Here is an 11,110-nt window from a genome sequence, read left to right as displayed (position 1 = left end):
GAGCACGCGCTTCTACGAGATCAAGCAGATCCTGCGCGAGCACAAGCTGCACACGGTGTGCGAAGAGGCGTCCTGCCCGAACATCGGCGAGTGCTTCGGCCACGGCACGGCGACCTTCATGATCATGGGCGACAAGTGCACGCGGCGCTGCCCGTTCTGCGACGTCGGCCACGGCCGGCCCGACCCGCTCGATGCCGACGAGCCGCTGAACCTGGCCAAGACCATTGCGGCGCTGAAGCTCAAGTACGTGGTGATCACCAGCGTCGACCGCGACGATCTGCGCGACGGCGGCGCCGGCCACTTCGTCGAGTGCATCCGCCAGGTGCGCGAGCTCTCGCCGGCCACGCGGATCGAGATCCTCACGCCCGATTTCCGCGGCCGCATGGACCGCGCGCTCGACATCCTCAAGGCCGCGCCGCCCGACGTGATGAACCACAACCTCGAGACGGTGCCGCGCCTGTACAAGGAAGCTCGCCCCGGCTCGGACTATGTCTTCAGCCTGAACCTGCTCAAGCGCTTCAAGGAATTCGCGCCCGGCGTGCCGACCAAGAGCGGCCTCATGGTCGGGCTCGGCGAAACCGACGATGAAATCCTGCAGGTGATGCTTGACATGCGCGAGCACGGCATCGACATGCTGACCATCGGCCAGTACCTGGCGCCCTCCGGCCACCACCTGCCGGTGCGCCGCTACGTGCACCCGGACACCTTCCGCATGTTTGAGGCCGAGGCGGCGAAGATGGGCTTCACCCATGCGGCCGTCGGCGCCCTGGTGCGCTCTTCCTACCACGCCGATCAGCAGGCAGCCCAGGCCGGCGTGGCCTGATTGGCTGGCGCCATGGTCGCTGCCGGAGCCAGCGAACCGGCCATCGCCTGTGGCAACTGCCATGAGCCGATGCAGCGGCTCATGCTGCCCGGCCACTATGGGCGCAGCGTCGAGATCGACCTGTGCAGCCACTGCCACCTGGTGTGGTTCGACCAGACCGAGACGGCACGCCTCTCGGGCCCGGCACTGCTGGAACTGATCGGCGCGATGGCCGGCTCGCAGAGCCTGCCGCACCGCACGCTCGACCCCAAGGCCGGCTGCGCGCGCTGCGGCGCCACGCTGAAGACGGTGCACAACCGCTCGCGCTGGGGGCAGTCGTTGCACCTGGAGTGCCGTGCCGGGCACGGCGCCTACCAGACCTTCTCGCAGTTCCTCCAGGAGAAGGGCCTGCTGCGGCCGATGTCGCGGATCGACCGTGCGCGGCTGATCGAGAAGCAGGGTCGCATCGATTGCGTCAACTGCGGTGCCTCGGTCGGTCGCGACGAGGAGACCTGCTCCTACTGCGGCTCGGTGCCCAGCCTGCTCGACGTGGCGCGGCTGTCGCGCGCGCTCGATCCCGAGGGCGCGCTCGAGCCGCAGGCGGTGCACCGCGACGCCGCGAGCCAGCAGGCGCTGCAGTGCGGTGCCTGTGGCGCCGCGCTGCCGCCGGGGCTGTCGGTGGACTGCGCGCAGTGCGGCGCCACGCTGGCCATCAGCCGGCTGGCAGAGGCCCACGAGCGCGTGGCCACACTCGGGCCGGCGCTGCACGCCCATGCGGCGAAGCCGGCGCCCGAGGTGATCAAGCGCCGCCTCGATGCGCTCGACGCCGACCTGCCGCGCCGTCGCGAGTTCGCCGCCAAGATGGAAGCTGAAGCGGCCGCCCAGCGCGGCCGCCACCGCTTCGGTGAAGACATGGACTGGGGCGACCTGCTCGGCCGAGGCACCAACCCGCTGCGCGGGGTGCTGCTCGCGCTGGTGGTGTGGTTCGTCTGGTATTTCTGGGGCTGAGCCACCGGACCGTTCAGGTCTCGGCGATCAACTGCTCGATCAGCGCATGCAACTGCGCGAAATCGGGCTGGCCGACGATGCGCTTGACGACGCGGCCGCGCTTGTCCACCAGCAAGGTGGTCGGCGTACCGCGGATGTTGCCGAAGCCCTCGGCGATCGCACCGGTGTTGTCGATCGCCACCCCGAACGGCAGCTGGCGCGTCTGCGCGTAATGCGCCACTGCGGCCGGCGGGTCGTACTTCATCGCCACGGCCAGGATGTCGAAGCCGCGCGACTTGAACCGCTGATGCGTCTCGATGATCGCCGGAATCTCCTGCAGGCACACCGCGCAACTGGTCGCCCAGAAGTTGACCAGCGTCACCCGGCCCGGCCACGTGGCGGTAGAGGCTGTGTTGCCGTCCAGCAGCGTGTACGAGACCTGCGGCACGGGCTGAGGCGGCCCGGGCCGGTCGAAGGCCAGGTAGGCGCCGGTGCCGATTGCCATGGCCAGCAGCGGCAAGGCAAGATGGCGAGAGACTTTCATCGGGAGATCAGCTCATGAAGCGCAGGCAGTTTACGGCGGGGCTCGTCGTGGTTCCCAGTCTGGCGGCAATGACCCCGGCGGCCTGGTCGCTCGACCTCAGCGAGACCGACGCCGCCTCGGGCGTGCGCGCCGCGCTGGAGAAGGGCGCGGTCGCGGCCGTCGGTCTGCTCGGCCGCACCGACGGATTCCTCGGCAACCCGAAGGTGCGCATTCCGCTGCCCGGCTTTCTCGAAGACGCGGCCAAGCTGCTCAAGGCGACCGGCCAGGGCAGGCGCGTGGACGAACTGATCACCGCGATGAACCGGGCCGCCGAAGCGGCGGTGCCGGAAGCCAAGCCGCTGCTGATCAACGCCGTCAAATCGATGAGCGTGGAAGATGCACGCAAGGTCATCACCGGCGGCGACAACTCGGTGACCCAGTTCTTCGCCGGCAAGACGCGCGAGCCGCTGGCCGGGAAGTTCCTGCCCATCGTGACCCGCGCCACCGAGAAGGTGTCGCTGGCGGCCAAGTACAACGCCGTGGCCGGCAAGGCCATGGGGCTGGGCCTGGTGAAGAAGGAGGAGGCCAACGTCCAGCAGTACGTGACCGGCAAGGCCCTGGATGGCCTGTTCCTCATGATCGGCGAAGAGGAGCGCAAGATCCGCCAGAACCCGGCCGCCGCCGGCAGCGCGATCCTCAAGAAGGTGTTCGGCTCGCTGAAGTGATCCGACCCGGCGCGCGCCGACCTTACAGCCCCTTGGAGAGCTCGAACATCAACGCCGAGGGCAGCGAGCTGTCGATCACGTCGCGACCGACGCGCGCGACGTTCGAGCCGCTGAAGCCCGACATCTCGAAGGTGTTGCCTTCCTCGATGATCTCGATGAACACGAAGTCGGGAACCTCGTTGCTGATTTCCTCGCGCAGGTTGGCGAACTTCTCTCCGCGCTGAATGGACTCGATGATCATCGCGTGAGGCAGGCCGTCGCGGCAGAACTCGGCGGCTTCGTCGACGCTGCCGACGAAGTCGATGATCAGGCCCATGTTGCGCAGCGCATCGCGGATCTGCACCCGCAGCTCGCGCCGCGACGACACCACCAGCACATGGCTGCCGGCCAGTGGCTTGGAGTTGGTCGACGGCGCAAAACCCTCGTCGAGTTCGACCGCGGTCACGCCTTCGATCTCGTCGGACGCGGTGCGCGGGAACTCGATCGTCAGCGTGGAGTGCAGCGCGTCGTCGCGCCGGTCCAGCGGCAGCCCCATCGTCCAGGCGGTCTGCTCGAGCAGGCGCCAGGTCAGCGATTCGAGCGCCGCCGGTTCCGGCGGGCGCTGGTGGTCAGCGACCTGATCGGCGGGGCGGTGGGCGAAGCGGCACACCAGCTGCGCATGCTGAGGCCACGACTTGATGTCAATGCGGAACTCGATGTTCGACTGCGCGTGCGCCAGCGCCCAGTCGAGCACGGTGTTGAGCAGGCTGAACAGCAGCGAGGCATCGACGATCACCTCGGCCTGCTTCAGGGCGGGCTTGAGCACGATGCCGCGTGCCTGCGTCTCGCGATGGCGATGCGCCAGCACGCCCTTGAGCGTCTCGTCGAGCTGCAGTCTCTCGTGCGACTGGCGCAGCCGGCCGGAGGCGAAGCGGGCGATCTGCTGGCCGATCATGCCGGCCTGGCGCGCTCCGTCGACCTCGTCGCGCAGCGCGCGCAGGCTGGCGCGGTCGATCTTGCCGCTGGTGATCAGCGTGTGGATGCGCTCCAGCGCCGAGCTGAGCTGCGTGGCCGTGGCCGCGCCGATCTCGGTGACGAGGCGGTGCCAGCGCTGGGCGGCCTCGCCCTCGTCGGGTGCGGGCGCGGGGTGCGAGCGCGAGGCGGCCGCCGTTGCGGGGCGTTCGAGGTCTGACATGTCCATGCCGTGTTGTCCTTCCCTTCGGCTCGCGGCAACGGATCGCCCGATGATTCCTCTGCCGGGAACGGACGGACGGAGAGCGGTTGTCGACGCGCCGAGTCGTATGGGTCGCAGTGTCGCCCCGCGCACGGCCCGATTCCAGAGCCGCGGCCGCCGATTCCCTCGGACCTGGGGGGTACAGATGTCACAAAGTGTGACCGCGCGGCGTTGCGCCAGCTCAGATCACGCCGGCCGTCTTCAGTGCATCGCGCTCTTCGGGAGAGAGGCCAGCTTCGGCGAGAACCTCGTCGGTGTGCTCGCCGAGCAAGGGCGGCGGGCGGCGGTACTGCACCGGCGTGGCGGAGAACTTCATCGGGCTGGCCACCAGCCGCACGTGGTCGGCCAGGGGGTGCGGCATCTCAACGGTCATGCCGCGCGCCTGGACTTGCGGGTCGGCAAACACCTCCGCCAGGTCGTTGATCGGGCCACAGGGCACTCTTGCGGCCTCCAGCGCCGACAGCCAGTCGGCACGGGCGCGCGAGCGCATCACCTCGGCCAGCATCGGCACCAGCACCGCCCGGTGGCGCACGCGGTCGGCATTGCGCGCGAAGCGCGGGTCGCGGGCCAGTTCCGGCCGCCCGGCCACCTCGCAGTACTTGGCGAACTGCGTGTCGTTGCCGACAGCCAGGATCATGTGCCCGTCGGCCACCTCGAACACCTGGTAGGGCACGATGTTCTGGTGCGCGTTGCCGGCCCGCTGCGGCGCCACGCCGGTGGTCAGGTAGTTGGCGCCGAGGTTGGCCAGCATCGCCACCTGCGTGTCCAGCAGGGCCATGTCGATGGCCTGACCCTGCCCGGTGAGGTCGCGATGGCGCAGCGCGGCAAGGATGGACGTCACCGCGTACATGCCGGTGAAGAGGTCGGCCACCGCGACGCCCACCTTCTGCGGGCCGCCGCCCGGTGCATCGTCGGCGATCTCGTTGCGCGACGGGCCGGTCACGCTCATCAGGCCGCCCATGCCCTGCACCGCGTAGTCGTACCCGGCCCGGTCGCGGTAGGGGCCGGTCTGGCCGAAGCCGGTGATCGAGCAGTACACGAGGCGCGGGTTGAGGGCCAGCAGGCTGGCGCTGTCCAGGCCGTAGCGGGCCATGTCGCCCACCTTGAAGTTCTCCACGAAGACGTCGCTGCGCTGCGCCAGCCGCCGGATCAGTGCCTGGCCTTCCGGCCGCGCGATGTCCACGGTCACCGAGCGCTTGTTGCGGTTGGTGCCCAGGTAATAGGCCGCCTCGGCGGTGTCCCGGCCGTCGCGGTCGCGCAGGAAGGGCGGACCCCAGCCGCGCGTGTCGTCGCCGCCGCTGCCGTTGCGCATCGGCCGCTCGATCTTGATCACGTCGGCGCCCAGGTCGGCCAGCGTCTGCGTGCACCAGGGCCCGGCGAGCACCCGGGAGAGGTCGAGCACGCGGACGCCGGCCAGCGGCTGCGCAGGGGTGGCGGTGTCGGTCATGCAGGCATTGTGGCGTCGCCGCGCCTCGGATAATCGGTCGATGCGCCGTCTCCTCCTGCCCCTGGCAGCCGTATCCGTGTTCGGACTCGGGGCCTGTTCGCCCGCACTCGACTGGCGTGAATTCCAGCCCGAGGGCAGCGGCATCGTCGCGACCTTCCCCTGCAAGCCCGACCGCCACGTTCGCACCATCAAGCTGGCGGTGCAGACGGTCCGCATGGAGATGCTGGCCTGCGGCGCCGACGATGCCCAGTTCGCGCTGAGCTTCCTCGACCTCGACGATCCCGCCAAGGTTTCCACCGCGCTGGCGGAACTGCAGACCCTGGCGGCAGGCAACCTCGGCGCCTCGCGACCTGAATCGCAGCCTGCGACGGTGCCCGGCATGACGCCCAACCCGCAGGCGGCGAAGCTGCGTCTGGAAGGGCGGCAGCCCGATGGAACGGCCCTGCAGGAGGAGGCCGTCTTCTTCGCCAAGGGCTTGCGCGTGTACCAGGCGACAGTGCTCGGGCAACGCCTGCGCCCGGGGGCGGCCGAGACCTTCTTTGCCGGCCTGCGGCTGCCGGCATGAGGTCGCTCGCGCTGATCTTCCTCAGCTTCGCCTTCGCCTACTTTCTCTCGGCGCTGGTGCGGGCGGTGACCGCCACGCTGGCGCCGGCATTCAGTGCCGAACTCGGGCTGACCTCGGGCGACCTGGGCCTGCTCGCCGGTGCCTACTTTCTCGGCTTCGCGGCCACCCAGCTCCCGCTCGGCCACGCGCTGGATCGCTGGGGGCCACGCCGGGTGCTGCTGGCGCTGATGACCCTGGCCGTGATCGGCTGCGCGGCTTTCGCGATGGCCGATCACTTCGCGGCGCTGACGCTGGCGCGCGCGTTGATCGGCGCCGGCTTGAGCGCCTGCCTGATGGCGCCGCTCACCGCCTTTCGACGGACTTTCAGCGCCGTGGCGCAATTGCGCGCCAACTCCTGGATGCTGATGAGCGGCTCGCTGGGCATGGTGGCGTCGACCCTGCCGGTGCAGTGGCTGCTGCCGTTCCTGGGCTGGCGCGGCCTGTTCTGGCTCGTGGGGGCCCTGCTCGTGGCGGCGATGCTGGCCATCCGGCTGTGCGTGCCGGCCGACGACACGGCAAGCGCGCCCGCCGGGGAGCGTGAGGGCGAGGCGGGTTATGCGGCCATCGTTCGCTACCCGGTGTTCCTGCGCTACGCCCCGCTCGCCTTCTTCCACTACGGCGGCATGATCGCCGTGCAGACGCTGTGGGCCGGCCCCTGGCTGGTGCGCGTCTGCGGCTGGACGCCGCAGCAAGCAGCCGGCGGCCTGTTCGCGATCAACGTCGCCATGCTGCTGGCCTTCCTGGGCTGGGGCCTCGTCGTTCCGCGCCTGTACCGTGGCGGATGGTCGGCCGCTCGTCTGGTCGGTTGGGGCGTGCCGGTCAGCCTGGCCGTGCTCGTCCTGGCCATCGTGCTGGGTGAGGGCGCCACGGCATGGGCCTGGGCGCTGTTCTGCGTGAGCTGCACGGTGATCTCGCTGAGCCAGCCGGCGTTAGGCCAAGCCTTCCCGTCGGCGCTGGCCGGCCGCGCGCTGTCCGCCTACAACTTGGTGATCTTCGCCGGCATCTTCGCGATCCAGTGGGGATTGGGGCTGGCCATCGATGCGTTTGCCGCGGCCGGATGGGCGACCCTGTCGGCGTTCCGGGGCGCCATGGCGTTGCTTGGCTTGTGTGCTCTATGCGCCTACCTGTGGTTTTTGTGGCACGGACGGTCGGTCCAGGCCGACCGCGCGGGCCGCTGAGCCTCAGCCGTCGATAATTTCCGCTCCATGCCCGGCCTGCTGATCATCGCCCACTCGCCGCTCGCCTCCTCGCTGAGGACGGTGGCCACGCATACCTTCCCCGACTGTGCCTCTCGACTGGAGGCGCTGGACGTGTCGCCGGACATGCCGCCCGAGCAGATCGAGGCGCAGGCGCGCGAACTGCTGGCCCGGGTGCGACGCCCCGAGGCGCTGATCTTCACCGACGTCTTCGGGGCCACGCCCTGCAACGTCGCGCAGCGCCTGGCCGATGGCGTGCAGGTCAAGGTGGTGGCGGGCGTGAACGTGCCGATGCTGTGGCGCTCGCTGTGCTACGCCGATGAACCTCTCGATGCGCTCGTGGCTCGGGCGATGGCGGGCGCCACCCAGGGCGTGATGCAGGTGGCCACCTCCAGGCCGCAGAACCAGACCTACAAACCCGGCGGCAATGATCAAGACCACCGTCACCATCAGCAATAAGCTGGGCCTGCACGCCCGGGCCTCGGCGAAGCTCACCAAGCTGGCCGGCGGCTTCAAGTGCGACGTCTTCATGAGCCGCAACGGCCGCCGCGTCAATGCCAAGAGCATCATGGGCGTCATGATGCTGGCCGCCGGGCTGGGAAGCGAAGTGGAAGTCGAGACCACCGGGCCCGACGAGCAGCAGGCCATCGACGCCATCACCGCGTTGATCAACGACAAGTTCGGCGAAGGCGAGTGAGGCGGCTGCGGCTGCCTACAAGAACTACGGATGGCGCCGGCGGCCCGAAGGGCTAGCATTCCGCCATGAGTTTCCAGCTGTTCGGATTGCCCGTCTCGCGCGGGGTCGCCATCGGCCGCGCGGTGCTGGTGGCCTCGAGCCGCGTCGACGTGGCGCACTACTTCATCGACGACGCGCGTGTCGAGGACGAGATCGGGCGCCTCAGGGTAGCCCGCGACGCGGTGGCCGGTGAACTCAGCCTGCTCAAGCGCGACATGCCGGCCGAGGCGCCGGCCGAACTCGCGGCGCTGCTCGACGTGCACCTCATGCTGCTGCACGACGACTCGCTCACGGGTGCCACCAAGCAGTGGATCGTCGAGCGTCACTACAACGCCGAGTGGGCGCTGTCGGCGCAGCTCGAGGTGCTGGCGCGGCAGTTCGACGAGATGGAGGACGACTACCTGCGCGAGCGCAAGGCCGACCTGGAACAGGTGGTCGAGCGGCTGCTGCGGGCACTGGCGCATGGCCCGGAAGCGGCCTTCGGCGCGGCGCCGGCGGTCGGTGCACGCGATTTCGCCGGCGAAGACCCGCTGGTCCTCGTGGCCAACGACATCGCGCCCGCAGACATGCTGCATTTCAAGGGCGGCGTCTTCACCGGTTTCGTCACCGATGTCGGCGGCCGCACCTCGCACACCGCGATCGTGGCGCGCAGCATGGACATTCCCGCGGTGGTCGGTGCGCGGGAGGCCAGCCGCATCATCCGGCAGGACGACTGGGTCATCATCGACGGCGACAGTGGCGTGGTCATCGTCAATCCGTCGCCGATCGTGCTGGAGGAATACCGCTTCCGCCAGCGGCAGGCCGAGCTCGAACGGCAGAAGCTGGCCCGGCTGAGGCACACCCCTGCAGTCACGCTGGACGGCGAACGGGTCGAACTGCTCGCCAACATCGAGATGCCGGCCGACGCGCCGGCGGCCCTCGACGCTGGTGCCCTCGGGGTGGGGCTGTTCCGCAGCGAGTTCCTGTTCATGAACCGTGGCGGCGAGCTGCCGGGCGAAGACGAGCAGTTCGAGGCGTACCGCGCCGCTGTCGAAGCGATGAATGGTCTGCCGGTCACGATCCGGACGGTCGACATCGGTGCCGACAAGCCGCTCGATCGCATGTCGGCCAGCGAACTGCGGCACGAGCACGCGCTCAATCCGGCGCTCGGGCTACGCGCGATCCGTTGGAGCCTGTCCGAACCGGGCATGTTCCGACAGCAGTTGCGGGCCATCCTGCGCGCCAGCGCCTACGGCAAGGTGCGCCTGCTGATCCCGATGGTGGCGCATGTCAGCGAAGTCAAGCTGACCATGGAAGCCCTGGCGCGGGCGAAGCAGCAGTTGACGGATGCCGGCAAGCCGTTCGTGGACGTCGAGGTCGGCGCCATGATCGAGGTGCCGGCGGCGGTGCTGATGCTTCCGGTATTCCTGCGCTACTTCGACTTCGTCTCGATCGGGACCAACGACCTCATCCAGTACACGCTGGCCATCGACCGCGCCGACGAATCCGTGGCGCACTTGTATGACCCGTGGCACCCGGCCGTGCTCGGGCTCATTGCCAGCACGATCCAGCAGGCACGGGCACTCGGCAAGCATGTCAGCGTCTGCGGGGAGATGGCGGGTGACCCCGCGTTCACCGAGACCTTGCTGGGCATGGGCCTGCGCAGCTTCTCCATGCATCCGGCCCAGATCTCGGCCATCAAGCAGCGCATCCTCCGCTCCGATGCCAGGCGCTGCGCAGGCACGGTGCCTGCCTTGCTCGCGGGCGATGGCCCATCTGCGCAGCCGGGCGTGTCATTGGCCGGGTTGCGTACGGGACAGTTGACGGCCTGAGAAAGCATGCTATAGTCGCGGTCTTCGCTGAACACGGCGCCGCAAACAAGGCAGCGCCCACGTAGCGAAGGATGAGAAAGCCGAGCGCTTGACAGGGTTTTAAAAAGCATGTCAGAATCGCTTTCTTCGCTGATAACGCAAATCAGCGGCGCCGAAAGGCAAGCTCTTTAAAAACTAACAGCCGATAAGCGTGGGCGTTTGAAGGCGAGTGCCAAGAGTCGCAAGACTCAAGGTCTCTTGGACCTTAAACGCTCACTGAAGTGAAGTTCACTTCAATTCTTTGAGCAAACATTCAAGATCGAACTGAAGAGTTTGATCCTGGCTCAGATTGAACGCTGGCGGCATGCCTTACACATGCAAGTCGAACGGTAACGCGGGGCAACCTGGCGACGAGTGGCGAACGGGTGAGTAATACATCGGAACGTGCCCAGTAGTGGGGGATAGCCCGGCGAAAGCCGGATTAATACCGCATACGACCTACGGGTGAAAGCGGGGGACCGCAAGGCCTCGCGCTATTGGAGCGGCCGATGTCAGATTAGCTAGTTGGTGGGGTAAAGGCCTACCAAGGCGACGATCTGTAGCTGGTCTGAGAGGACGACCAGCCACACTGGGACTGAGACACGGCCCAGACTCCTACGGGAGGCAGCAGTGGGGAATTTTGGACAATGGGGGCAACCCTGATCCAGCCATGCCGCGTGCGGGAAGAAGGCCTTCGGGTTGTAAACCGCTTTTGTCGGGGAAGAAACGGTCTGCGCTAATACCGCGGGCTAATGACGGTACCCGAAGAATAAGCACCGGCTAACTACGTGCCAGCAGCCGCGGTAATACGTAGGGTGCAAGCGTTAATCGGAATTACTGGGCGTAAAGCGTGCGCAGGCGGCTTTGCAAGACAGATGTGAAATCCCCGGGCTCAACCTGGGAACTGCATTTGTGACTGCATGGCTGGAGTGCGGCAGAGGGGGATGGAATTCCGCGTGTAGCAGTGAAATGCGTAGATATGCGGAGGAACACCGATGGCGAAGGCAATCCCCTGGGCCTGCACTGACGCTCATGCACGAAAGCGTGG

11 protein-coding genes and 1 rRNA gene are annotated in these 11,110 nt (G+C 68.0%); 9 read left to right on the top strand and 3 right to left on the bottom strand.

Annotation, left to right across the window (positions count from 1 at the left end):
• Both lipA and AB7U92_RS12785 read left to right on the top strand, forming a co-directional pair.
• The coding region (gene lipA / locus AB7U92_RS12790; RefSeq protein WP_428577185.1) for a lipoyl synthase at window positions 1-823 on the top strand (823 nt) is incomplete at its 5' end.
• A gap of 12 nt (window positions 824-835) precedes the next feature.
• On the top strand, window positions 836-1,810 hold the full coding sequence (locus AB7U92_RS12785; protein ID WP_428577183.1) for a hypothetical protein: 975 nt from the start codon (window positions 836-838) through the stop codon (window positions 1,808-1,810).
• A 13-nt stretch (window positions 1,811-1,823) separates the two neighbouring features.
• Here the strand turns inward: AB7U92_RS12785 and AB7U92_RS12780 are convergent, their stop codons facing one another.
• Window positions 1,824-2,333: a TlpA family protein disulfide reductase gene (locus AB7U92_RS12780; protein WP_428577180.1), complete on the bottom strand. Its 510-nt coding sequence runs from the start codon at window positions 2,331-2,333 to the stop codon at window positions 1,824-1,826.
• 14 nt (window positions 2,334-2,347) lie between these two features.
• Between AB7U92_RS12780 and AB7U92_RS12775 the strand changes: the two genes are divergently transcribed.
• Complete coding sequence (locus tag AB7U92_RS12775; protein ID WP_428577178.1) at window positions 2,348-3,037, top strand: DUF4197 domain-containing protein; 690 nt, start codon at window positions 2,348-2,350, stop codon at window positions 3,035-3,037.
• Between the two features lie 22 nt (window positions 3,038-3,059).
• On the opposite strand, the gene AB7U92_RS12770 is transcribed toward AB7U92_RS12775, so the two are convergent.
• Window positions 3,060-4,217 carry a hypothetical protein gene (locus AB7U92_RS12770; RefSeq protein WP_428577176.1) on the bottom strand — a complete coding sequence of 386 codons (1,158 nt, stop codon included), beginning with the start codon at window positions 4,215-4,217 and terminating at the stop codon, window positions 3,060-3,062.
• A gap of 214 nt (window positions 4,218-4,431) precedes the next feature.
• The gene (locus tag AB7U92_RS12765; protein WP_428577174.1) at window positions 4,432-5,697 is read right to left on the bottom strand and encodes a CaiB/BaiF CoA transferase family protein; all 1,266 of its coding nucleotides are present in this window, start codon (window positions 5,695-5,697) and stop codon (window positions 4,432-4,434) included.
• Between AB7U92_RS12765 and AB7U92_RS12760 the strand changes: the two genes are divergently transcribed.
• The 6 genes from AB7U92_RS12760 to AB7U92_RS12735 all read left to right on the top strand — a co-directional run.
• The gene (locus AB7U92_RS12760; RefSeq protein WP_428577172.1) at window positions 5,687-6,262 is read left to right on the top strand and encodes a hypothetical protein; all 576 of its coding nucleotides are present in this window, start codon (window positions 5,687-5,689) and stop codon (window positions 6,260-6,262) included. The two genes, AB7U92_RS12765 and AB7U92_RS12760, sit on opposite strands and share 11 nt — an antisense overlap.
• Entirely contained in the window at window positions 6,259-7,479 is a 1,221-nt protein-coding gene (locus AB7U92_RS12755) for an MFS transporter (protein ID WP_428577169.1), read from the top strand. Before AB7U92_RS12760 ends, AB7U92_RS12755 begins: the two co-directional genes overlap by 4 nt.
• Window positions 7,480-7,506: 27 nt before the next feature.
• Window positions 7,507-7,956 carry a PTS sugar transporter subunit IIA gene (locus AB7U92_RS12750; protein ID WP_428577165.1) on the top strand — a complete coding sequence of 150 codons (450 nt, stop codon included), beginning with the start codon at window positions 7,507-7,509 and terminating at the stop codon, window positions 7,954-7,956.
• Window positions 7,925-8,194, top strand: a complete 270-nt coding sequence (locus tag AB7U92_RS12745; RefSeq protein ID WP_428577162.1) for an HPr family phosphocarrier protein — start codon at window positions 7,925-7,927, stop codon at window positions 8,192-8,194. The genes AB7U92_RS12750 and AB7U92_RS12745 overlap by 32 nt, the downstream gene beginning before the upstream one ends.
• Window positions 8,195-8,259: 65 nt before the next feature.
• Window positions 8,260-10,044, top strand: coding sequence for a phosphoenolpyruvate--protein phosphotransferase (ptsP, locus tag AB7U92_RS12740; RefSeq protein WP_428577159.1), 1,785 nt, complete (start codon window positions 8,260-8,262; stop codon window positions 10,042-10,044).
• 300 nt (window positions 10,045-10,344) lie between these two features.
• A 16S ribosomal RNA gene (locus tag AB7U92_RS12735) occupies window positions 10,345-11,110 on the top strand; the annotation flags it as partial.

Origin of the sequence: Piscinibacter sp., assembly GCF_050175855.1 — a bacterium.
Taxonomy (GTDB): Bacteria; Pseudomonadota; Gammaproteobacteria; order Burkholderiales; family Burkholderiaceae_C; genus Piscinibacter.
This window is presented reverse-complemented; position numbering and strand designations above follow the sequence as displayed.